This window comes from Pseudomonas sp. UBA4617, assembly GCF_002386445.1.
Taxonomy (GTDB): Bacteria; Pseudomonadota; Gammaproteobacteria; order Pseudomonadales; family Pseudomonadaceae; genus Aquipseudomonas.
This window is the reverse complement of sequence record NZ_DGIR01000057.1, coordinates 31,775-52,598: the sequence shown is the minus strand read 5'-3', so window position 1 is coordinate 52,598 and position 20,824 is coordinate 31,775. Positions and strand designations below refer to the sequence as shown.

At 65.1% G+C, this 20,824-nt stretch carries 22 protein-coding genes and 1 tRNA gene; 11 read left to right on the top strand and 12 right to left on the bottom strand.

Annotation, left to right across the window (positions count from 1 at the left end; all coding sequences use genetic code 11):
• Genes ribBA through nrdR form a run of 4 tightly spaced genes read right to left on the bottom strand, consistent with a single transcriptional unit; the run spans window position 1 to window position 3,416 of the window.
• Window positions 1-1,092: a bifunctional 3,4-dihydroxy-2-butanone-4-phosphate synthase/GTP cyclohydrolase II gene (gene ribBA, locus B4L76_RS23795; protein ID WP_296235487.1), complete on the bottom strand. Its 1,092-nt coding sequence runs from the start codon at window positions 1,090-1,092 to the stop codon at window positions 1-3.
• 18 nt (window positions 1,093-1,110) lie between these two features.
• Window positions 1,111-1,776, bottom strand: coding sequence for a riboflavin synthase (locus B4L76_RS23790; protein WP_296235486.1), 666 nt, complete (start codon window positions 1,774-1,776; stop codon window positions 1,111-1,113).
• A gap of 42 nt (window positions 1,777-1,818) precedes the next feature.
• A complete protein-coding gene (gene ribD / locus B4L76_RS23785) occupies window positions 1,819-2,949 on the bottom strand; it encodes a bifunctional diaminohydroxyphosphoribosylaminopyrimidine deaminase/5-amino-6-(5-phosphoribosylamino)uracil reductase RibD (RefSeq protein ID WP_296235485.1) in 1,131 nt (376 codons plus the stop codon).
• A 2-nt stretch (window positions 2,950-2,951) separates the two neighbouring features.
• Entirely contained in the window at window positions 2,952-3,416 is a 465-nt protein-coding gene (gene nrdR / locus B4L76_RS23780) for a transcriptional regulator NrdR (RefSeq protein ID WP_003255402.1), read from the bottom strand.
• A gap of 106 nt (window positions 3,417-3,522) precedes the next feature.
• On the opposite strand from nrdR, the gene B4L76_RS23775 reads away from it, so the two are divergent.
• Genes B4L76_RS23775 through trxA form a run of 3 tightly spaced genes read left to right on the top strand, consistent with a single transcriptional unit; the run spans window position 3,523 to window position 5,539 of the window.
• Window positions 3,523-3,975, top strand: a complete 453-nt coding sequence (locus B4L76_RS23775) for a YbaY family lipoprotein (protein ID WP_296235484.1) — start codon at window positions 3,523-3,525, stop codon at window positions 3,973-3,975.
• On the top strand, window positions 3,976-4,635 hold the full coding sequence (locus B4L76_RS23770; protein WP_296235483.1) for a class I SAM-dependent methyltransferase: 660 nt from the start codon (window positions 3,976-3,978) through the stop codon (window positions 4,633-4,635). It abuts the gene before it with no gap.
• A gap of 31 nt (window positions 4,636-4,666) precedes the next feature.
• Entirely contained in the window at window positions 4,667-5,539 is an 873-nt protein-coding gene (gene trxA / locus B4L76_RS23765; protein ID WP_296235482.1) for a thioredoxin, read from the top strand.
• A gap of 40 nt (window positions 5,540-5,579) precedes the next feature.
• Here trxA and B4L76_RS23760 read toward each other — a convergent pair whose 3' ends face one another.
• Complete coding sequence (locus B4L76_RS23760) at window positions 5,580-5,924, bottom strand: hypothetical protein (protein WP_296235481.1); 345 nt, start codon at window positions 5,922-5,924, stop codon at window positions 5,580-5,582.
• A 129-nt stretch (window positions 5,925-6,053) separates the two neighbouring features.
• On the opposite strand from B4L76_RS23760, the gene B4L76_RS23755 reads away from it, so the two are divergent.
• From B4L76_RS23755 to B4L76_RS23735, 5 genes are all read left to right on the top strand, one after another.
• A complete protein-coding gene (locus B4L76_RS23755; protein WP_296235480.1) occupies window positions 6,054-6,626 on the top strand; it encodes a DUF2796 domain-containing protein in 573 nt (190 codons plus the stop codon).
• Window positions 6,627-7,337 (top strand): ABC transporter ATP-binding protein, encoded by a 711-nt coding sequence (locus B4L76_RS23750; protein ID WP_296235479.1) that lies wholly within the window; start codon window positions 6,627-6,629, stop codon window positions 7,335-7,337. It abuts the gene before it with no gap.
• On the top strand, window positions 7,337-8,602 hold the full coding sequence (locus tag B4L76_RS23745; protein WP_296235478.1) for an ABC transporter permease: 1,266 nt from the start codon (window positions 7,337-7,339) through the stop codon (window positions 8,600-8,602). Before B4L76_RS23750 ends, B4L76_RS23745 begins: the two co-directional genes overlap by 1 nt.
• A 9-nt stretch (window positions 8,603-8,611) precedes the next feature.
• Window positions 8,612-9,178 carry a DUF3299 domain-containing protein gene (locus B4L76_RS23740; protein WP_296235477.1) on the top strand — a complete coding sequence of 189 codons (567 nt, stop codon included), beginning with the start codon at window positions 8,612-8,614 and terminating at the stop codon, window positions 9,176-9,178.
• Window positions 9,179-9,287: 109 nt separating this feature from the next.
• The gene (locus B4L76_RS23735) at window positions 9,288-9,971 is read left to right on the top strand and encodes an OmpW/AlkL family protein (protein ID WP_225780189.1); all 684 of its coding nucleotides are present in this window, start codon (window positions 9,288-9,290) and stop codon (window positions 9,969-9,971) included.
• On the opposite strand, the gene B4L76_RS23730 is transcribed toward B4L76_RS23735, so the two are convergent.
• The gene (locus B4L76_RS23730) at window positions 9,959-11,164 is read right to left on the bottom strand and encodes an MFS transporter (RefSeq protein ID WP_296235476.1); all 1,206 of its coding nucleotides are present in this window, start codon (window positions 11,162-11,164) and stop codon (window positions 9,959-9,961) included. The two genes, B4L76_RS23735 and B4L76_RS23730, sit on opposite strands and share 13 nt — an antisense overlap.
• 102 nt (window positions 11,165-11,266) lie before the next feature.
• Here B4L76_RS23730 and B4L76_RS23725 point away from each other — a divergent pair, with 102 nt between their 5' ends.
• A complete protein-coding gene (locus B4L76_RS23725) occupies window positions 11,267-11,710 on the top strand; it encodes a winged helix-turn-helix transcriptional regulator (protein WP_296235475.1) in 444 nt (147 codons plus the stop codon).
• Window positions 11,711-11,741: 31 nt separating this feature from the next.
• Here B4L76_RS23725 and B4L76_RS23720 read toward each other — a convergent pair whose 3' ends face one another.
• The 3 genes from B4L76_RS23720 to B4L76_RS23710 all read right to left on the bottom strand — a co-directional run bounded on the left by B4L76_RS23720 (window position 11,742) and on the right by B4L76_RS23710 (window position 14,564).
• Window positions 11,742-12,674: an NAD-dependent epimerase/dehydratase family protein gene (locus B4L76_RS23720; protein ID WP_296235474.1), complete on the bottom strand. Its 933-nt coding sequence runs from the start codon at window positions 12,672-12,674 to the stop codon at window positions 11,742-11,744.
• On the bottom strand, window positions 12,667-13,551 hold the full coding sequence (locus B4L76_RS23715) for a sugar nucleotide-binding protein (RefSeq protein ID WP_296235473.1): 885 nt from the start codon (window positions 13,549-13,551) through the stop codon (window positions 12,667-12,669). Before B4L76_RS23715 ends, B4L76_RS23720 begins: the two co-directional genes overlap by 8 nt.
• 203 nt (window positions 13,552-13,754) lie before the next feature.
• Entirely contained in the window at window positions 13,755-14,564 is an 810-nt protein-coding gene (locus tag B4L76_RS23710; protein WP_296235472.1) for a helix-turn-helix domain-containing protein, read from the bottom strand.
• A 179-nt stretch (window positions 14,565-14,743) separates the two neighbouring features.
• Between B4L76_RS23710 and B4L76_RS23705 the strand changes: the two genes are divergently transcribed.
• Window positions 14,744-16,186: an alanine/glycine:cation symporter family protein gene (locus B4L76_RS23705; protein ID WP_296235471.1), complete on the top strand. Its 1,443-nt coding sequence runs from the start codon at window positions 14,744-14,746 to the stop codon at window positions 16,184-16,186.
• A 72-nt stretch (window positions 16,187-16,258) separates the two neighbouring features.
• The gene (locus tag B4L76_RS23700; RefSeq protein ID WP_296235470.1) at window positions 16,259-17,245 is read left to right on the top strand and encodes an asparaginase; all 987 of its coding nucleotides are present in this window, start codon (window positions 16,259-16,261) and stop codon (window positions 17,243-17,245) included.
• A 21-nt stretch (window positions 17,246-17,266) separates the two neighbouring features.
• Here B4L76_RS23700 and B4L76_RS23695 read toward each other — a convergent pair.
• From B4L76_RS23695 to selA, 3 genes are all read right to left on the bottom strand, one after another.
• A tRNA-Sec gene (locus B4L76_RS23695) sits at window positions 17,267-17,362 on the bottom strand.
• 6 nt (window positions 17,363-17,368) lie between these two features.
• On the bottom strand, window positions 17,369-19,291 hold the full coding sequence (selB, locus tag B4L76_RS23690) for a selenocysteine-specific translation elongation factor (RefSeq protein WP_296235469.1): 1,923 nt from the start codon (window positions 19,289-19,291) through the stop codon (window positions 17,369-17,371).
• The gene (selA, locus tag B4L76_RS23685) at window positions 19,288-20,715 is read right to left on the bottom strand and encodes an L-seryl-tRNA(Sec) selenium transferase (protein WP_296235468.1); all 1,428 of its coding nucleotides are present in this window, start codon (window positions 20,713-20,715) and stop codon (window positions 19,288-19,290) included. The genes selB and selA overlap by 4 nt, the downstream gene beginning before the upstream one ends.
• Between the last annotated feature and the right edge of the window lie 109 nt (window positions 20,716-20,824).

Sequence of the window (20,824 nt, the reverse complement as noted above, 5' to 3'; positions counted from 1 at the left end):
TCACTCGGAGGGCACGTATTCTACAACTTCCAGATCGAATCCGGATATCGCGTTGAACTTCATCGGCGAACTCATCAGGCGCATCTTGCGCACACCCAGGTCGCGCAGGATCTGCGAACCGGCACCCACGGTGCTGTAGGTGGTCGGTGCCTTGACCGGCGCTTCGCCAGCGCTTTCGCGGATGTGTGCCAGCAGCACGTCGCCATCCAGCGGGTGGCCCAGCAGCAGTACCACGCCGCTGCCGGCCTCGGCCACGGCAGCCATGGCGGCGCGCAGGCTCCAGCGCCCCGGCTGCTTGACCAGCAGCAGGTCGCGTAGCGGGTCCATGTTGTGCACGCGCACCAGGGTTGGCTCTTCGGCGCAGATCTTGCCCAGGGTCAGGGCCATGTGCACATCACCTTCGACCGCGTCACGGTAGGTGACCAGGTTGAATTCGCCCAGCTCGCTCTCGATCAGTTGCTCGGAAACGCGCTGCACGGTGCGCTCGTGGATCATGCGGTAGTGGATCAGGTCGGCGATGGTGCCGATCTTCAGGCCGTGTTCGGCGGCGAACACTTCCAGCTCGGCGCGGCGCGACATGGTGCCGTCGTCGTTCATCACTTCGCAGATCACCCCGCTCGGCTCGAAACCGGCCATGCGCGCCAGGTCGCAGGCCGCCTCGGTATGGCCGGCGCGGGCCAGGGTGCCGCCGGGCTGGGCCATCAGCGGGAAGATGTGGCCAGGGCTGACGATGTCTTCGGCCTTGGCGTCCTTGGCAGCGGCGGCCTGCACGGTACGCGCTCGGTCGGCGGCGGAAATGCCGGTGGTAACGCCTTCGGCGGCTTCGATCGACACGGTGAACTTGGTGCCGAAGCCCGAGCCGTTGCGCGGCGCCATCAGCGGCAGCTTCAGCGTTTCGCAACGCTCGCGGGTCATCGGCATGCAGATCAGGCCGCGGGCGTGCTTGGCCATGAAGTTGATGTGCTCAGGCAGACAGCACTCGGCGGCCATGATGATGTCGCCTTCGTTCTCGCGGTCTTCGTCATCCATGAGGATGACCATTTTGCCCTGGCGGATGTCTTCGACCAGTTCTTCGATGCTGTTGAGCGCCACGCGGCACCCCCTTCTCAATCAGGATTTCAAGAAGCCGTTGGCGGCCAGGAAGCTTTCGGTAATGCCACTGCCCTTGCTCGGTTCGGCGGCCTTGTCACCCAGCAGCAAGCGCTCCAGGTAACGGGCCAGCAAGTCGACCTCAAGGTTGACCCGACGCCCTGCGCGGTAGTCGGCCATGATGGTTTCGGACAGGGTGTGCGGGACAATGGTCAGCTCGAACTCGGCGCCATTGACCTCATTGACCGTCAGGCTGGTGCCGTCGACGGTAATCGAACCCTTGTGGGCGATGTACTTGGCCAGTTCCTTTGGTGCACGCACGCGGAACTGGATGGCGCGGGCGTTATCGCTGCGCGAGATGATTTCGCCAACCCCGTCGACGTGGCCGCTGACTAGGTGCCCGCCCAGACGAGTGGTGGCGGTCAGGGCCTTTTCCAGGTTGACCTTGCTGCCACTCCTGAGGTCGATGAAGGCGGTACGCTTGAGAGTTTCGACGCTGACGTCGGCCCAGAAGCCGTCGCCCGGCAATTCGACGGCCGTCAGGCACACGCCATTGACGGCGATGCTGTCGCCGAGCTTGACGTCACCCAGGTCGAGCTTGCCGGTCTCGACGTAGACGCGCACGTCGCCACCCTTGGGGGTGAGGCTGCGGATGGTGCCGATGGATTCGATGATGCCGGTGAACATTGGGTCTTCCTCAGAAACGGTTTGCGCAGGGCAAGCCGGGCATTATACGCCGGGCGCCGGCAGGGGGACGGCCGTGACCAGCCAGTCATCGCCCACTGCGCGCATTCCGGTAATTTTCAGCCGCGGCGCTTCGCTCATCTTGTCCAGTGGCCAGTCCAGCAGCGGGCGGGCATGACTGCCTAGGAAGGTGCCAGCGACGAACAACTGGTACTCGTCGATCAGGCCCTGCCGGGCAAAGGCACCCACCAGGCCGGCACCGGCCTCCAGCAGAATTTCGTTGACGCCACGGGCGGCCAGGGCCTGCAGCAGCGCAGGCAGGTCGACCTGGCCATTATCGCCCTGCAGGCTGAGCAGTTCGTGGCCGGCAGCGGCATACCGCGGGTCATCCGCGACAGCGCTCACCACCAGGGCCGGGCCGGCCTGGAAGAACGGCGCGTCCAGCGGCAGGCGCAGGCGGCCATCGACCAGCACGCGCAGCGGTGCACGGCTGAGCGCCAGCGCGGTGCTTTCAGCATCCAGGCCCAGCTCGGCGCCGCGCACGGTCATCCGCGCATTGTCGGCCAGCACGCTGGCGGCGCTGGTCAGCACCACGCTGGACCGGGCGCGCAGACGCTGCACGGCCGAACGCGCGGCCCGGCCGGTGATCCACTGGCTTTCACCGCTGGCCATGGCCGTGCGGCCGTCCAGGCTCATCGCCAGTTTGGCGCGAACGAACGGCAGGCCATGTTCCATGCGCTTGAGGAAGCCCGGGTTGAGCGCGCGGGCCTCGCCCTCGAGCACCCCGCTGGCCACTTCGATACCGGCCTCGGCCAGGCGCCGCAGACCTTGCCCCGCCACTTGCGGGTTAGGATCCTGCATGGCGGCGACCACTCGCGCCACGCCGGCCTTGACCAGCGCTTCGGCGCACGGCGGCGTGCGGCCATGGTGGCTGCACGGCTCCAGGGTGACGTAGGCACAGGCACCACGGGCACGCTCACCGGCCTGGCGCAAGGCATGCACCTCGGCATGCGGCTCGCCGGCGCGTACGTGCCAGCCTTCGCCAACCACTTCGCCATCGCGCACGATCACGCAGCCGACACGCGGGTTCGGGTGGGTGCTGTACAGGCCCTGGCGCGCCAATTGCAGCGCGCGGGCCATGTAGTGGGCATCGAGGATGGCAGTCTGGCTGGGCATGCTCACTCTTTGGCCGGCTCACGTGCCAGGCGGTCGATTTCTTCGCGGAACTCGTCGAGGTCCTGGAAGCGCCGGTAAACCGAGGCAAAGCGGATATAGGCCACTTCGTCAAGCTTGCGCAGTTCGGCCATGACCATTTCACCGACCACCAGCGACTTGACTTCCCGCTCGCCGGTGGCGCGCAGACGGCTCTTGATGTGGGCCAGCGCTGCTTCCAGGCGCTCGACGCTCACCGGGCGCTTTTCCAGGGCCCGTTGCATGCCGGCGCGCAGTTTTTCTTCGTCGAAAGGCTGGCGCGTGCCGTCCTGCTTGATCAGCCGGGGCAGTACCAGTTCGGCCGTTTCGAAGGTGGTGAAGCGCTCGCCACAGGCCACGCATTCGCGGCGGCGGCGCACCTGCTCGCCCTCGGCGACGAGGCGAGAATCAATGACCTTGGTGTCGTTGGCACCGCAAAAGGGACAGTGCATGGTGGCAGGCAACAAAAAAAGGGAGGGCCATGGTAGCGCATCCCACTGGCAAGACAAGCCAAAGGGGTTAACATCCATGGGAAATCTGCCCGTGAAGGACTACCCCATGCACTACCGAGCGCTCGTCGTGCTGTGCTGCGCCGCCCTGCTCGCCGCCTGTGGCAGCGACAGGCCGAAGCCCGATACCCCTGCGGCGCCCACGCCAGCCCGGGTGGCCAAGCCGGCCGACGCACCGGGCCCGCTGCCGGCCTACCAGCGCGAGTTGAGCGGCACCTTGCTGGAGATCCCGGCCGGGGCCGAGGTCGAACTGGCCTTGCTGGTCATCGACGAACGCGACCGCCCACAGCGCCTGCTGGCGAGCAGCAACCTGACCGGCACCGGCCAGGCCCTGCCCTACCAACTGCGCTTCAACCCAGAGGCCTTCCCCGCCGGTGCCCGGGTCGAGCTGCGCGGCCGCGCCAGTCGCTCAGGCCAGCTGATCCTGCACCTGCCGCCCGTGCGCATTACCCAGGCCCAGAACCAGGCCACCGGCCCGCTGCGTTTCGAGAAGGCGCCATAAGTGGCGCCGCTTGCCCTGCAACAGGCGCTCAGTGGCCTGATCGGCGAAGCGCGCCTGATCGTCAGCGAACTGCCCGGCTGCGACCTGAAGCTGTGGTTGATCGACGAGCAGAACATGGACCGCGCCTTCAGCAGCGAAGAGACCCGGCGTATTCTGGAAGACCCGCCATACTGGAGCTTCTGCTGGGCCAGTGGTCTGGCCATGGCCCGTTACCTGGCCGAGCGCCCCGAGTGGGTCGCCGGCAAGCGGGTACTGGATTTTGGCGCCGGCTCGGGTATCGCCGGTATTGCCGCCGCCCGCGCCGGTGCGCTGGAGGTGGTGGCCTGCGACCTCGACCCGCTAGCCCTTGAGGCCTGCCGCGCGAATGCTGCGCTGAATGGAGTGGAGTTGGGTTACAGCAGCGACTTCTTCGCCGAAGAAGACTGCTTCGACCTGATCCTGGTTGCCGATGTTCTGTATGACCGCGCCAACCTGCCGCTGCTGGACGCATTCCTCGACCGCGGCCATCAGGCGCTGGTGGCCGACTCGCGAGTCCGCGATTTCAGCCACCCGCTCTACCAGCAGCTGGGGGTACTCGAAGCCCTGACGCTACCGGACCTGGCCGAGCCACACGAATTCCGCCGGGTCAGCCTGTACCATGCCAGCCGCGAGACCTTATAGTGGTGCCATCCATGAGTTTGCGAGAGTCGCGATGAGCCAAGACACGCCGTACATTTTCGACGCCACCGATGCCACCTTCCAGCAACTGGTGATCGAGAACTCCTTTCACAAACCGGTACTGGTCGACTTCTGGGCCGAGTGGTGCGCGCCCTGCAAGGCGCTGATGCCATTGCTGGCGAAGATCGCCGAGGGCTACCAGGGCGAGCTGCTGCTGGCCAAGATCAACTGCGACGTGGAGCAACAGGTGGTTGCCCAGTTCGGCATCCGCAGCCTGCCGACCGTGGTGCTGTTCAAGGATGGCCAGCCGGTGGACGGTTTCGCCGGAGCCCAGCCAGAGTCGGCGATCCGTGCCATGCTCGAGCCGCACGTGCAATTGCCTGCAGCGCCCACCGCTTCGCCGCTGGAGCAGGCCAAGGCGCTGTTCGCTGAAAGCCGCTTTGCCGAGGCCGAGGCGCTGTTGCAGGCGCTTCTCGGGGAGGACAACAGCAATGCCGAGGCGTTGATCCTGTACGCCCGCTGCCTGGCCGAACGCGGTGAGCTGGGTGAAGCCCAGGTGGTACTGGACGCGGTCAAGACTGACGAGCATAAAGCCGCATTGGCCGGCGCCAAAGCCCAGCTGACTTTCCTGCGCCAGGCCGCCAGCTTGCCGGAGGTGGCTGACCTGAAGAGCCGTCTGGCGCAGAACCCGCAGGACGACGAGGCGGCCTACCAGCTGAGCGTGCAGCAGCTGGCGCGCCAGCAGTATGAGGCGGCGCTGGACGGGTTGCTGAAGCTGTTCCAGCGTAACCGTGGTTATGAAAACGGCTTGCCACAGAAGGCGATGCTGCAGGTGTTCGAATTGCTGGGCGGCGACCACCCGCTGGTCAGCGTGTACCGTCGCAAGCTTTCAGCGGCAATGTTCTGAGAATATCGGGGCCGCTTTGCGGCCCCGAATTCCCTGAATCTCACCCCACCCAGTGATAAACCGGCGCATCCACGCCACTTTCCACCTTCACTTCGCTGCTGTGCCGCAAGCGCACCAGCAGCCGCTTAGCCGCTGCCGTACTCCCCGCCAGCCCTTCCAGCCGATCCAGCAGCTGCGGCCCGCTCAGCTGCCCTGCCAGGCGCAACACATCGCGCGCCGCAGTCCACTGCCCGTCATCCGGGCGCGGCGCCGCCACTGCTGCCGCTACGGCCGCCTGTGCCGGCTCTGGCAGCTCCACCTGCCGCCGCAGTTGCGCCCACTCTTCCGGCTCCAGCTCGATGGTCAGGTCCACCGGCCAGTCACCGATCTGTCCACGAATTCTCATGATGCATTCCTTGAGCAAGGTCAATGCAACCATGCTACCCGAACATGAAACCTGCGCCACGCAGACTGGCGGCGCGCGGAAAAGCTGTTATAACATAACCCAATCTTCCCGCCTGCCCCGGAGTCGTCCATGCGTCGCCTGCTGCTCGCCTTGCCCTTCGCCTTGCTGCCCCTGGTCGTGGCCCAAGCCCACGACGATGACCATGATCATGACCACGCCCACGGCACCCTGGGTGCCCACGAGCATGGCGTGGCCAGGCTCAACGCCGTGCTCGACGGCACTACGCTGGAGCTGGAGCTGGATAGCCCCGCCATGAACCTGGTCGGCTTCGAACATGCCGCCAGCAGCGATGCCGACAAGGCCAAGGTCGCGGCAGCACGCCAGCAACTCGAACAGCCGCTGAAACTGTTCGGCCTGCCGGCTGCCGCCGACTGCAAGGAAGACCAGCAAGAGCTGCAAAGCCCGCTGTTCGGTGACGCCCCGAAAGCTGACGACGACGATCATGACCACGAGCACGCGCACAGCGACATCGGTGCCCATTACCAGCTGACCTGCGCCAGCCCGGATAAACTGGCACAACTGGACCTCGCGCCGCTGTTCAAGGCCTTTCCGGCCATGCAGAAAATCAACGTGCAACTGATCGGCCCCAACGGCCAGAAAGGCCTGGAAACCACGCCGGCCAAGGCAGCGGTCGCGTTCTGAATGCGCCAGCCGTTGATCGAACTGCGCGACCTGGTGTTCGCCTGGCCAGGCCAGCCCGCGCTGCTGGACATTCCGGTGTTCCGGCTGGACGCTGGCGAGGCCCTGTTCCTCAAGGGCCCCAGCGGCAGCGGCAAGACCACCTTGCTGGGCTTGCTGGGCGGGGTGAACGTGCCGGGCCAGGGGCGCATCCAGTTGCTTGGTCAGGACCTCGGCAGCCTGGGCCAGGGCGCGCGTGACCGCTTCCGGGTTGACCACACCGGCTATATCTTCCAGCAATTCAACCTGCTGCCGTTCCTCTCGGTACGCGAGAACGTCGAGCTGCCCTGCCGCTTCTCACGCAACCGCAAGGCCCGCGCCGAGCAGCGCCATGGCAGTTTCGGCCTGGCGGCCAGTACACTGCTGGCGCATCTGGGCCTGGACGACCCCGCCCTGCTCGCCCGCCGCGCCGACAGCCTGTCGATCGGGCAGCAGCAACGGGTTGCCGCTGCCCGCGCGCTGATCGGTCAGCCCGAACTGGTGATCGCCGACGAGCCGACCTCGGCCCTGGATGCCGATACCCGCGAAGCCTTCATCCGCCTGCTGTTCGATGAATGCCGCGCCGCTGGCGCCAGCCTTCTGTTCGTCAGCCATGACCAGAGCCTGGCGCCGCTGTTCGACCGTCACCTGTCGCTGGCGGAACTCAACCGTGCCGCCAAGCCCCGGGAGGCCTGATGTACCTGCTTCGCCTTGCCTTGGCCAGCCTGGCCAACCGCCGCTTCACTGCTTTCCTCACCGCCTTTGCCATCGCCCTTTCGGTGTGCCTGTTGCTGGCCGTCGAGCGGGTGCGTACCGAGGCCCGCGCCAGCTTCGCCAGCACCATCAGCGGCACCGACCTGATCGTCGGCGCCCGCTCCGGCTCGGTGAATCTGTTGCTGTACTCGGTGTTTCGCATCGGCAACGCCACCAACAACATTCGCTGGGACAGCTACCAGCACTACGCCAATGACCCGCGGGTGAAGTGGGCCATCCCAATCTCGCTGGGCGACTCGCACCGCGGCTATCGGGTGATGGGCACTACCGGCGACTACTTCAGCCATTACCAGTACGGTCGCCGCCAGCACCTGGAGTTCAGCCAGGGCCGCGCGTTTGCCGATGACCCGTTCGAAGTGGTAATCGGTGCCGAAGTGGCGGATGCCCTGCGCTACAAGCCAGGCGACAAGCTGGTACTGGCGCACGGTGTAGCCGCGGTCAGCCTGGTCAAGCATGACGACAAACCGTTCACCGTGGTCGGCGTGCTCAAGCGCACCGGTACGCCGGTGGACCGCACCCTGCATATCAGCCTGGGCGGCATGCAAGCCATCCACATCGACTGGCACAACGGCGTGCCGGCCCGGGGCGCCGGGCGCATCAGCGCTGAGCAAGCGCGCACGATGGACCTGCAACCTGCCGCAATAACCGCCTTCATGCTTGGCCTGAATAACAAGATTGCCACCTTCAGCCTGCAGCGGGAAATCAACGAATACCGCAACGAGCCGTTGCTGGCTATCCTGCCCGGGGTGGCCCTGCAGGAATTGTGGAGCCTGATGGGGACTGCCGAGCAGGCGTTGTTCGTGGTCTCGCTGTTCGTGGTGCTGACCGGCCTGATCGGCATGCTCACGGCGATTCTTACCAGCCTGAACGAGCGTCGGCGGGAGATGGCGATATTGCGCTCGGTTGGCGCCAGGCCTTGGCATATCGCGGGGCTGCTGGTACTTGAAGCATTATCGCTGGCAGCAGTCGGGATCATCGCCGGGCTTGGCTTGCTGTATGCCGGTATCGCCCTGGCACAGGGGTACGTGCAGGCCAACTATGGTTTGTATCTGCCACTGGCACTGCCCAGTGCTCATGAGTGGACATTGCTGGCTATCATCCTGGGGGCCGCGCTGCTGATGGGCAGCGTGCCGGCGTGGCGGGCCTACCGGCAGTCGCTGGCCGATGGCCTGTCCATTCACCTTTGAGAGCCGGTAATGATCCGCAACCTCACCGCTATTTTCGCGGGTAACCCCGCGAAGAGGCCAGCACTGCACACACTGCTGATCCTGCTGCTGACAGTAGCAATGCCGCTGTGGGCCGACGAACCCCGGGAACTGGACTGGCCTTCCCTGATCCCCGAAGGCGCACCCGTCATCCCGCCGCAACTCGCACCGCTGCACGACATGTCGCAGCTCGGCGACGCCCTGTCTGCCGAATCGGCGCCTCCGGCGCGCCAGCAGGCCCCCGACGCGCCAGTGGTGAAAAGCCTCGACGGCCAGCGAATCAAGCTGCCCGGCTACATCGTTCCGCTGGAGGTGAGCGAAGAAGGCCGCACAACCGAGTTTCTGCTGGTCCCCTACTACGGCGCATGCATACATGTGCCGCCACCACCGCCGAACCAGATCGTGCACATCTTCAGCGAAATGGGCGTGCGCATCGAAGACCTCTACCAGCCTTACTGGATCGAGGGAAAGCTGCAAGTTAGAGCCTCCACCAGCGAACTGGCGGATGCTGGCTACCAGATGGAAGCCGAAAAAATATACGCTTATGAGCTGAAGTGAGAACTGTTTCGAGTTCGTGGCGACGCTTCTTTGAGCTGGGTCAAACTTTCTGTTCAACCGCATCCGTACCATTGGACTACTCGATTACTCACGTCCTTTGGGAGCTTCCATGAACAAGACCTTGCTCGGCGCCTCACTCGTGGCCCTGGCGCTCGCCGCACCTGCCGCCCACGCTTATCAGGCAGGCGATATGATCCTGCGCGCCGGCGCCATCACCACCGCCCCCAACGAAAGCAGCGGCGACCTCAAGTTCGATGGCAACAAGGTTTCGGGCACCAAGGCAACTCTGGACAGCGACACCCAGCTGGGCCTGACCTTCGCCTACATGCTCACCGACCATGTCGGCCTGGAACTGCTGGCGGCCACCCCGTTCAAGCACACCGTCGGCGTCAAGGGCCTGGGCGGCGGCCTGGATGGCAAGCTGGCAGACATCAAGCAGCTGCCACCGACCCTGTCGCTGCAGTACTACCCGATGGAGCCAAGCTCCAGATTCCAGCCGTATGCCGGCGTGGGTATCAACTACACCCTGTTCTTCGACGAAGACCTCAGCAGCGCCCGCAAGCAGCAGGGCTTCAGCAATCTCAAGCTGCAGGACTCGGTCGGTATCGCCGGCCAGCTGGGCATGGACTACATGCTCACCGACAACTTGCTGGTCAACGCCGCGGTCTGGTACGTCGACATCGACACCAAAGCCAGCGTCGACGGTCCCTCCGCACTGGGCTACAGCAAGACCAAGGTCAACGTCGAAGTCGACCCTTGGGTCTACATGGTCGGCCTTGGCTACAAGTTCTGACCTGAACACTGCAGGGCGGCCTCGGCCGCCCTCGCCCGTCCTAGCCACAGCCAGTACCCCAGCGCAACCGCGCTGATGACCATGCCCAGGCCACACACCGCAGCCCAACCCCAACGGGCAAACACCCAGCTCGCCAGCACCGCCCCCAGCCCGCTGCCAAGCGAATAGCAACCCATGTAGGCGCCGATCAAGCGGCTGGCCATTGCCCTGCGTCCGGCCAGCAGCAGGCTCTGGTTGGTGACATGCACTGCCTGCACGGCAAAATCCAGCATCAACACACCCAACACGAATACCGTTAAAGAATGCCCGACGAAGGCCGTTGGCAGCCATGACAGCGTGAGCAGGGCCAGCGCCAACCCGGTGGTGCGTTCGCCCAGCCCTTGGTCGGCCAGGCGACCGGCGCGCCCTGCCGCCAACGTGCCCGCCACACCGGCGATGCCGAACAGGCCGATCTCGCTATGGCTCAGCGCCAAGGGCGCGGCACTCAGGGGCATCACCATGGCGCTCCACAGCACGCTGAACGCGGCGAAGATCAACACGCCGAACAACCCACGCTGGCGTAGCAGGCGGTCATGCCGATACAAACTGAACTGGGCCACGATCAGCGCCCGGTAGCCAGGCCGTAACGCCACCGGCTGGCCCGCCGGCAAGCACCGCCACAGCACCAGCGCCAGCAGCATCAGCAGCCCGGCGGCTACCAGGTAAACGCTGCGCCAACCGGCCAGGTCGGCAAGCCCGCCCGAGACCAGCCGCGCCAGCAGAATGCCCAGTACCACCCCGCTGGTGACTGTGCCCACCGCCCGCCCTTGCTGGCCGGGTGCAGCAAGACTGGCCACATGCGCCACCATCACCTGCACCATGACCGCCATCAGTCCGGTAGCGGCCAGCGTCACCAACAGCAGGGGCCAGTTGTGAGCCAGGCCTACACCGATCAATGCCAGGGCCGAGCACAGTAACTGCCCAAGCAACAGGCGCTTGCGGTCGATCAGGTCCCCCAGTGGCACGATCAGCAGCAGCCCCAGCGCATAGCCTGCCTGCGTCGCGCCAACTACCCAGCCGATCCGCTGCTGCGCCACACCCAGGTCGACGGCCATCGATTCGAGCAAAGGCTGGGCGAAATACACGGTCGCCACGGCCATGGCGCTAGTGATGGCGAGCAACAGCGTTGTCCAGCGTGTCAGCACAGAGCGCATCGGGAATTCTCGTCAATCTGGTTTTAAATTGAAACCACATGGTGGATATTTAACAAATGTGGTTTTAATCTGCAACCAGATGATCAAGACAGGTTTGCTGGAATGCTCGATGAAAACAACGCACAGTGCCCCGTAGCACGGGCACTGGAGGTGCTAGGCGACCGCTGGTCGCTGATGATTCTGCGCGATACCTTTGACGGCCTGCGACGCTTCAGCGAATTTCAGAAGAACCTGGGGTTGGCGAAGAACATCCTTGCTTCACGCCTGAAGTTGCTGGTGGAAAGCGGGCTACTGACGCTGCAACCGGCATCGGATGGCAGCGCCTACAAGGAGTACGTGCTGACCGAGAAAGGGCGATCGGTGTTTCCGGTGGTGGTTGGCTTGAGGCAGTGGGGCGAGCGATTTCTGTTCGCAGCAGGTGAAACGCGTTCGGATCTGGTGGAGCGTGTGACCGGGCAGGCGCTGGAGACACTACAGGTACGAAGCCGCGACGGGCGAGTGCTGGCGGCCGAGGATTGCCAGCGCAAAGTGGTGCGGCATCCGTGAGGTTCGGGGCGCGGTGCGCCCCCGTGGATATTCAGACCTTGCCCAGAAGCCGCGCCAAGCCCTCGACGATCGGCGTCGCCTGCGGGAAATCGAACCGCGCCAGCAAGCGCTGGTTATCCGCCCGCGAATGGCGAATGTCACCCGAACGCGCCGCCGCATAGCTGATCGGCGGCAAGCTACCGACCACCATCTTCAGCGCCGCCAGCAGCTGGTTCAGCGAGGTGGCCTGGTTGAGGCCGATGTTCACCGCGCCCTCCTCGACCTGCGCCTGCTCCAGCGCCTGCACCATCACCTGGACCAGATCACCCACGTAGAGGAAATCCCGCGTCTGCTCGCCGTCGCCGAACACCGTGATCGGCAAGCCCTGCACCGCGCGCTCGGAAAAGATGCTGATCACCCCGGAGTAAGGCGAGGACGGGTCCTGACGCGGCCCGAAGATGTTGAAGAAGCGGAACACCACCGGCTCCAGGCCATGCTGGCGGCGGTAGAAATCCAGGTACTGCTCACTGGCCAGCTTGTCCACGGCATAGGGGGTCAGCGGCGCCTTGGGGGTGTCTTCGGCAATCGATTCGCCTTCGCCATTGTTGCCATACACCGCTGCGCTGGAGGCGAACAACACCCGGCGCAGGCCGTGCACGCGCATGGCTTCGCAGACGTTGAGGGTGCCGATGAAATTGCTCTGGTGGGTGCGCACCGGGTCTTCGACCGAGGCCTGCACCGAAGCCACCGCTGCCAGGTGCACCACGGCACTGCAGCCAGCCGCCGCCTGCGTGACCAGCGCGGCATCGGCAACATCGCCTTCTATCAGTTGCAGGCGCGGGTGATCAACCTGCAGATTGTCGCGCCGGCCAGTGGAGAAGTCGTCGAGAATACGTACGGCGTAGCCTTTGCCCAACAACGCATCGCACAGGTGGGAGCCAATGAAGCCGGCACCGCCGGTGATCAGGATGGGGGCGTCAGCCATGGCGGTAGAACCGGTCCAGTAGGGGCGGCAAGCCAGCGCGCCAGGCGCGCGGCTTGATGCCGAAGGTATGAAGGATTTTCTTGCAGGCCAGTACCGCATGCTGCGGTTCCTCGCTGGCATCCGGCCGCGCGGCATGGGCCTGCGGCGTCGGGGCCTGCACGGCCAGCTGGCGATAATGGCCGGCCTCGGCGAGGATCGCCTGGCCCAGCGCCAGCGGCGTGGTCGCCTCGTTGCCGGCGTAATGATAGGTGCCCCACAGCGGCGCACTGCAATCCAGCTGCTTGAGCACCGACAGGATAACCCGGGCGGCATCGTCGACCGGGGTCGGATTGCCGCGCCGGTCATCGGCCAACAACAACTCCTGCGGTTGTTCGGCACGGGTCAGAAAGCGGCCTAGCGCGCCGTCGATACTTTCGTCGAGCAACCAGCCAAAGCGCAGCAACACATGTTGCGGGCATGCCGCACGCACGCTCTGCTCGATGCGCCACAACGCCTGGCCGCGCAGCCCCAGTGGCACTGGTTCGTCCTTTTCGCTGTAGGCGGTAGCCCGCGAACCATCGAACACCCGGTAGCTGGAAGGCTGCACCAGGGTGATCTGGTGATGCTGGCACAGCTCCGCCAGGCGCTCCACCGCCCGCTCCTGCTGGGCCAGGCGCTGTTCGCTGACCGTCTCGGCCTGGAACCAGTCGAAGTAGTAGGCCAGATTGACCAGGGCGTCGGGGCGGTGGTCATCGAGCAACTGGGTAAGGCTGGCCGGGGTCCAGCCGTTCTCGGGCGGGCGCGGCGCCAGGAAAGCGATGTCCTCCTCGGCCCCAAGACGAATCAGCGCTTGCCCGAGGGCATTGCCACCACCCAACAGCATTAGGCGCATACGCATAGAGTCAGCAGATCCGGAGAGGTTGATCAAGGGAAAGGGGTCATTTTGCGGTTTCCCGCCCGGGAAGTCCAACCCCGACCCCGTTCGCTGCCACAGGCGTGGATGACTTCAGTCAAAAGTCGCCGGAGGCAGAAATCCCTACCAACGGAGCAGGAACGAGTGCCAGGTACGTTCATCCCCGACAATGCCTGAGGCATTGAACACTACTCGATCTCGAAGAGGCTGTTGCGCAACGGCCGCTCACTCAACCGCTCGCGTATATCGTCATCTATTCGCGGATCATCCGGCTGGTACAGTTTCACCTGGCGGAAAATGCTGGCGCGATTGATCTGCGTACCCAGGTATTCCCACACCACCCGGGTGCAGGCCGGGTTGCGCCGGTCACCGCTGGATACGCCAGCCTTGAGGCCGTTGAGTCGGGTGATGCGGCTTTTGAAACTGGGGATGAGGATGGTCTGGCTCATCTCATTGAAGGTCAGCGACTCGTAGTCAACCAGGAACATCCGGTCCTGCAGCTGGAACGCCGCGCCCAGGTAACGGCAACGCACCTCGGCATGGTGGTCGATGGTGCTGGAGCGTTCCTGGCGTTCCTCGCGCTCGAACAGGAAACGCCCCTGCTCCTCCCACAGCTGCACCAGCGACACCAGGACAGTGCCCGGCACCGACATGCAGTTGGAGTATTCCAGGTAATAGCCGCAATAACGCGACAGGTTGCCGGCGTGGTCGTGCAAGGGGCGGAACAGCTCGCTGATCGGATCACCAGCCGGCTCGACCAAAGCGGGTACGCGGGCACCGACCAGTTGGCTGAACTGCTCGGGCGGCAAGTTCAGTTCGTATTCTTCGACGCCGAAGAAATCGCCGATGCGCTTGAGGTTGAAAGCCGTCGGACGGCTCTGCCCGCTCAGGTACTTGTTGAACTGGGCGCGATTGATCGAGAGCTGGCGGCAAACTTCGGAGATAGAGCGGTAATGACTGCAGGCAAACTTGAGGTTGATAGCGAAATTATCGCTCATGACACGGAACCCAGGTGACGCGAATGACGCCAGTCTAGCATCAAGTCGCACCAATTTGGAGCAACCCGCGAAATTGTAACCGCTCTTGTCATGGCCAACCATGCGCGCCAACGAATAGCGGTGCGCCTGCCGTCCGCTGGTCTTTCCACACGAACAATAAGAATCGAGGTCATTTTCCAATGCTCGAAGTACTCAACGATTTCCTCTCGGGGAAACTGCTCATCGTGCTGATCGTGGGACTGGGTAGCTACTTCACCATCCGTTCCCGGTTCGTCCAGTTCCGCCACTTCGCTCACATGTTCAGTGTGTTCAAAGAATCGCTGCGCGGCCAGGCAGGCCAACTGAGCTCGTTCCAGGCTCTGATGCTGAGCCTGGCCGGTCGTGTTGGCGCTGGTAACATCGCCGGTGTCGGCATTGCCGTGACCCTCGGTGGCCCAGGCGCCGTGTTCTGGATGTGGGTTACCGCATTGGTAGGCATGTCCAGCAGCTTCTTCGAATGTACCCTCGCCCAGGTCTACAAGCGCGCCGACGGCGACGGCCTGTACCGTGGCGGCCCGGCCTACTACATCCAGCACGGCCTGAAGCTGAAAAGCATGGCCATCGTGTTCTCGATCCTGCTGCTGGTCACCTACGGGTTCGCCTTCATCGGCCTGCAGTCGTACACCGTGACCCACTCGCTGCAGAACGCCTTCGCCTTCGACCCCAAGCACACCGGCATCGTCCTCGCCGTGCTGCTGGCCATCACCTTCATCGGCGGCATCAAACGCATTGCCGCAGTGTCCGACCTGCTGGTACCGATCAAGACCCTCGCCTACATCGGCGTGACCCTGTACGTGATCGGCACCCAGATCGAGCACGTGCCAGCCATGCTGGAAACCATCTTCAAGAGCGCCTTCGGCCTCGACCCGGCGTTTGCCGGCCTGCTCGGCAGCGCCATCGTCATGGGCGTGAAACGTGGCGTGTTCGCCAACGAAGCAGGCCTGGGCAGTGCGCCGAACGTCGCCGCCGTGGCTGCCGTGAAACACCCGGGTGCGCAGGGCGTGGTCCAGGCCTTCAGCGTGTTCCTCGACACCTTCGTGATCTGCACCTGTACCGCCCTGCTGATCCTGCTGTCGGGCTTCTACACTCCGGGCTTCGAAGGTGACGGTATCGTCCTGACCCAGAACTCGCTGGCCGCCGTGGTCGGTGACTGGGGCCGCGTGTTCGTCAGCGTTGCGCTGTCGCTGTTCGTCTTCACCTGCATCCTCTACAACTACTACCTGGGCGAGAACAGCCTGCAGTTCCTCAGCCGCAACCGTGTGGTGCTGATGGTGTTCCGCGGCCTGGTGCTGGCGCTGGTGGTATGGGGTTCGCTGCAGGACCTGTCGACCGTGTTCGCCTTCGCCGACATCACCATGACCTGCCTGGCGTTCGTCAACCTGATTGCCCTGGCCCTGCTGTTCAAGGTCGGCCTGCGCGTCATGCGTGACTACGATGAGCAGCGCAAGGCAGGTGTCGACCAGCCGGTGTTCGATTCGGCCAAGTTCGCCGACCTCGACCTGGACCGCAACGCCTGGCCTGCCAATCCGCAGGTGGAATCCGCCACTGACAAGGCAGTTGCCCAAGCGCAAACCCAGCGCTGATATCCTGGCCTGCCAAGCCGCCCCATCCGCGGGCGGCTTTTCTTTTTCCGTTCATCGCTACGGATGCTTTCCATGCGTGCAGTAAAGAATCTCCTCGTCCTCTATACCGGGGGCACCATCGGCATGCTTGAAACCCCCGAAGGCCTGGCGCCGGCAGGTGGTTTCGAAGTGCGGATGCGCGAGCATTTCGCCTTGATGGCCGATGCGCCGAAGGTGCCTTGGGCCCTGCAGGAAATGAACCCGCTGCTCGACAGCGCCAATATGCAGCAACACAACTGGCTGGCGATGCGCGATGCCATCGTCGCAGCTGTGGACGCTGGCCATGACGGTGTGCTGGTACTGCACGGTACCGACAGCCTGGCCTACAGCGCTGCCGCGTTGTCGTTCCTGTTGCTCGGCCTGCCGGTGCCGGTGCTGCTGACCGGCTCGATGCTGCCGGCAGGTGCGCCTGGCAGCGATGCATGGGACAACCTGTGCGGCGCGCTGTGCCAGTTCGAACGCGGCCTGCAGGACGGCGTGCAGTTGTACTTCCACGGCCAGTTGTTGCATGGCTGCCGGGTATCGAAGCTGCGCAGCGAAGCCTTCGACGCCTTCGCCGCGCTGCCGCGGCATCGCGACGGCGAGCGGGCGGCGGCGCTTCCCGCCGAACTGGGCTACCGGCACCCGCGCCAGGCGGTCAACCTGGCCGTGATGCCGGTGTTCCCAGGCCTGCAGGCCAGCCATCTGCAAGCCGTGCTGGGCAGCGGCGTGCAAGGGTTGCTGCTGGAGTGCTATGGCAGCGGTACCGGGCCGTCGGACGACCAGGCGCTGCTCGATGTACTGAGCGCGGCGCGCCAGCGCGGCGTGTTGCTGGTCGCGATCAGCCAGTGCCCAGAGGGCTCGGTGGTGTTCGATACCTATGCGGCCGGTAACCGCTTGCGCGGGGCCGGGCTGGTCAGCGGTGGCGGCATGACCCGCGAGGCTGCGCTGGGCAAGATGCTTGCGCTGCTGGGGGCTGGCCTGGACGTCGATACAGCAGAGCGGTGGTTTGCTCTGGATCTGTGTGGGGAGCGGGCTTAGGCCCTGACAGGCAAGAGGAAATGGCGGAAGGCAGCGGGAGTCGAACCTGCCCGGGAACGGCTGCCGTCCCCAACCGGGTTTGAAGCCCGGCCGCGCCACCGGGCGCGATTGCCTTCCTTGAACTCAGTGCCTGGCCTGCTGCTGGGCCAGGGCACTGTCGGCGCGGATGTGACGCTGGTCGGCCACCCTGCGGGTCAGGCCAATGCGGTCGAAATATTCCAGAATCTGCACACTGCGTTTACGACCGATGCCCAACATATCGCGAAACGCGGCAACCTGCACTATCGGCGTTTCCCCGGCCTGCCCCAACAGCAGCTCTGCCATGCGCCGTAGCGTCGCTTCGGGGTAGAACAGGTCGCGTACCACCTGGTGCACCAGGCCCAGCCGGGCCAGCTTGCGCAGCAACAGGCGCACATCGGCTTCGGCACAGTTTTCCTCGCTCGCCAGCGTCCGGACCCAGGGCGGATCGTATCGCCCTGCGAGCAACCTGGGTTGCAGCCGGGCCCATAACGCGCTGTCGGCTTCGCTCAACTGCACCTTGTGTTCGGGCAGGTGCAGCCATGGGCCGCTGCTGGCAATGGCGCCCTCATCGAGCAATTCGTCCAGCAAGCTGACGAAAGCGGGCCGCTCCAGCGGCAACCCTGCAAAACGGCGCAGACGATCACGGTCCGGGCCCAGCTGGTCGGGCTCCTGCTCGTGGAACAGCGCCAACTGCCCAAGCGCCTGGCGTTTCAGCGCCTGCCACTGGTCGTTGGCGAACAGCAGTTGGCCCTGCCGGGTTGTCACTACCCGCGCGTTGTCGGGTAACTGCCAGGTGTCGCGCAGGCGGTTGAACTGCCGCTCCAGGCGCTGCGGGTCGATACCTCCCTGGGCGCTGGCGAGCAGTGCCGGCAGCGCCTGCTCCAGGTCCTCGGCATCACGCAATACCTGTAACTGCCGCAAGCGCTGTTCACTGCGGCGCTGACGACTTGGCGCGAACGGGTCGAGCACCTTGCCACCGCCCAGGGTGCGCTGGGCGCGCTGGTCGCGCAGCACCAGGCGGTCGCCATGTACCGCTTGCAGCGGCGCGTTGAGCAATAGCTGGGCAAACATGCGCTGGCCCGCCATCAGGGTTTCACCTTCGAGCAACGCAACCCGGGCGGTGACATCCTGGGTGCCGAGGTGCACGTGCACGGCGTTGAAATGTTCGAAGGTGCGGATTTCGCCCGGCAACAGGTGCAGCTCGATATCGACCCGCAGGCTGGGCGCATGCAGCCACCCGGGGACCAGCCAGTCACCGCGGTGCAGTTGCTCTACCGCCAGGCGTTCGGCAGCAATGTTCAGCGCCACCCGCTGGCCCGCTTCGGCGACCAGCGCGGCCTGGTTCTGCGCATGCAGACCACGCACCCGCACCGGCTTGCCAGCCTTGCCCAGCAGCAAGGTCTCGCCTGCACTGACCCGCCCGGCCAGCGCGGTGCCGGTCACCACCACACCCGCACCGGTAACGGCGAAAGCGCGGTCGACGGCCAGGCGGAAACCGCCGCGTGTGCTGCGCTGGCGCATCTGCTGTTGGGCCGCTAGCAGGGCCTGGCGCAGCGCATCGATGCCTTCGCCAGTTACGCTCGACAACGGAAATTGCGGCGCCCCGGCATAAGGCCCCGGCGACAACAATGCATCGACCTGCGCCTGCACTTCGGCCAGGCGCGCCGGCTCAACCCGGTCGCATTTACTGATCGCTACCAGGGTCTGCGGAATACCCAGCAGTTCGATGATTGCCAGGTGTTCGCGGGTTTGCGGCATCACCCCGTCGTCGGCAGCCACCACCAGCAGCACCAGGTCGATGCCATGGGCGCCGGCCAGCATGTTGTGAATGAAACGCTCATGGCCCGGCACATCGATGAAGCCGGTCAGCGCTGCCCCCTCGGACAGCGCAGCATAGCGGTAGCCAAGGTCGATGGTCATGCCACGGGCGCGCTCTTCCTGGCGCTGGTCCCCGGCCTGGCCGGTCAGTGCCTGCAGCAATGCGGTCTTGCCATGGTCGATGTGCCCGGCGGTTCCTACGATCACTGCACCGGCCCCAGTTGCAGGGCAGGCAACTGGGCCAGCCACTGGGCTTCGTCATCCAGCTGGCGCAGGTCCAGCCACAGGGCGTCGTCGTCGATACGGCCGAGCACCGGTACCGGCAGGTCGCGCAAGGCCCGTTCCAGCACATGCAGGCTACGCCCACGCAGCTTCTTCGACACCTGTGGGCGCAGGCACAGCGCTGCGCTCGGCAGGCGCGCCACCGGTTGGCTGCCGCTGCCGATCATGCCCAGTGTCGGCTCCACGCTCACCTGCCATTGCTCACCGAGGCAGGCCTTCAGCGCAGGGGCCAGGCGCTCGGCCTGGGCGTGGATATCGGCCTGGCTGCGGGTCAGCAGGCGCAGGCTAGGCAGGCGTTCGGCCAGGCGGTCGGGGTTGCGGTACAGTGCCAGCACCGCTTCGAGGGCCGCGAGGGTGATCTTGTCGACACGCAGGGCGCGCTTGAGCGGGTTCTTCTTGATCCTGGCGATCAGCGCCTTGCGACCCACGATGATCCCGGCTTGCGGCCCGCCCAGCAGCTTGTCGCCACTGAAGGTAACGATATCGGCGCCGTCGGCGAGGGCCTGGCGCACGGTCGGCTCGGCAGGCAGGCCCCAGCGGGTCAGGTCGAGCAAGCTGCCGCTGCCCAGGTCTTCAAGCAACGGCAAGTCATGTTGCTGGGCGATGCGCGCCAGCTCGGCGGTGGCGACCTGGGTGGTGAAACCCTGGATGCTGTAGTTGCTGCAATGCACACGCATCAGCAAGCCGGTGCGCGGATTGATGGCGGCCTCGTAATCGCGGGAATGGGTGCGGTTGGTGGTGCCGACCTCGTGCAGTTTCACGCCGGCACGGGCCATGATGTCGGGAATACGGAAAGCGCCACCGATCTCGATCAGTTCACCGCGCGAGATGATGCCCTCCTTGCGCGCGCCCAGGCTGTTGAGCGCCAGCAGCACGGCGGCGGCATTGTTGTTGACCACGGTGACGGCTTCGGCGCCGGTCAGCTCGCGGATCAGGCCTTCGATCAGGTCGTCGCGGTCACCACGCTTGCCGGAGGCCAGGTCAAATTCGAGGTTGAGCGGGTAGCGGGCGGCGGTCTGCATGGCTTCGATGGCCGCCTCCGGCAGCAGGGCGCGGCCAAGATTGGTGTGCAGCACGGTGCCGGTGAGGTTGAGGACGCGCCGGACCTGGCTGCGCTGCTGGTGGGCCAGGCGTTCCCCGGCGCGGCCCAGCAGAACCTCGGCGGCGAGCTCGGCGGCGCTGAGCTGGCCGTTGCGGACGGGGTCGCGCAGGTCGTCGAGCAGTTGGCGCAGGGTGGCCAGCACGGCGTCGCGGCCGTGGCGGTCGATCAGCGGCAGGCAGGCTGGGTGGCGCAGGAGAGTGTCGATGGACGGAAGGCGCGGGGTTTCGCTGGCGAGGCTGGAGGGCATGCGGTACTACCTTGGACTGATCCGTTGTCTGTACTGGCCTTTTCGCGGGTAAACCCGCTCCCACAGGGTCCGCGCAGCTTTTGCGACCTGCGCCGTACCTGTGGGAGCG

Coding starts and splice junctions, on each gene's coding strand:
- B4L76_RS23790 (WP_296235486.1), bottom strand. CDS start 1,776: ATGTTCACCGGCATCATCGAATCCATCGGCACCATCCGCAGCCTCACC.
- ribD (WP_296235485.1), bottom strand. CDS start 2,949: ATGCCCAGCCAGACTGCCATCCTCGATGCCCACTACATGGCCCGCGCG.
- nrdR (WP_003255402.1), bottom strand. CDS start 3,416: ATGCACTGTCCCTTTTGCGGTGCCAACGACACCAAGGTCATTGATTCT.
- B4L76_RS23775 (WP_296235484.1), top strand. CDS start 3,523: ATGCACTACCGAGCGCTCGTCGTGCTGTGCTGCGCCGCCCTGCTCGCC.
- trxA (WP_296235482.1), top strand. CDS start 4,667: ATGAGCCAAGACACGCCGTACATTTTCGACGCCACCGATGCCACCTTC.
- B4L76_RS23760 (WP_296235481.1), bottom strand. CDS start 5,924: ATGAGAATTCGTGGACAGATCGGTGACTGGCCGGTGGACCTGACCATC.
- B4L76_RS23755 (WP_296235480.1), top strand. CDS start 6,054: ATGCGTCGCCTGCTGCTCGCCTTGCCCTTCGCCTTGCTGCCCCTGGTC.
- B4L76_RS23750 (WP_296235479.1), top strand. CDS start 6,627: ATGCGCCAGCCGTTGATCGAACTGCGCGACCTGGTGTTCGCCTGGCCA.
- B4L76_RS23745 (WP_296235478.1), top strand. CDS start 7,337: ATGTACCTGCTTCGCCTTGCCTTGGCCAGCCTGGCCAACCGCCGCTTC.
- B4L76_RS23740 (WP_296235477.1), top strand. CDS start 8,612: ATGATCCGCAACCTCACCGCTATTTTCGCGGGTAACCCCGCGAAGAGG.
- B4L76_RS23735 (WP_225780189.1), top strand. CDS start 9,288: ATGAACAAGACCTTGCTCGGCGCCTCACTCGTGGCCCTGGCGCTCGCC.
- B4L76_RS23730 (WP_296235476.1), bottom strand. CDS start 11,164: ATGCGCTCTGTGCTGACACGCTGGACAACGCTGTTGCTCGCCATCACT.
- B4L76_RS23725 (WP_296235475.1), top strand. CDS start 11,267: ATGCTCGATGAAAACAACGCACAGTGCCCCGTAGCACGGGCACTGGAG.
- B4L76_RS23720 (WP_296235474.1), bottom strand. CDS start 12,674: ATGGCTGACGCCCCCATCCTGATCACCGGCGGTGCCGGCTTCATTGGC.
- B4L76_RS23715 (WP_296235473.1), bottom strand. CDS start 13,551: ATGCGTATGCGCCTAATGCTGTTGGGTGGTGGCAATGCCCTCGGGCAA.
- B4L76_RS23710 (WP_296235472.1), bottom strand. CDS start 14,564: ATGAGCGATAATTTCGCTATCAACCTCAAGTTTGCCTGCAGTCATTAC.
- B4L76_RS23705 (WP_296235471.1), top strand. CDS start 14,744: ATGCTCGAAGTACTCAACGATTTCCTCTCGGGGAAACTGCTCATCGTG.
- B4L76_RS23700 (WP_296235470.1), top strand. CDS start 16,259: ATGCGTGCAGTAAAGAATCTCCTCGTCCTCTATACCGGGGGCACCATC.
- selA (WP_296235468.1), bottom strand. CDS start 20,715: ATGCCCTCCAGCCTCGCCAGCGAAACCCCGCGCCTTCCGTCCATCGAC.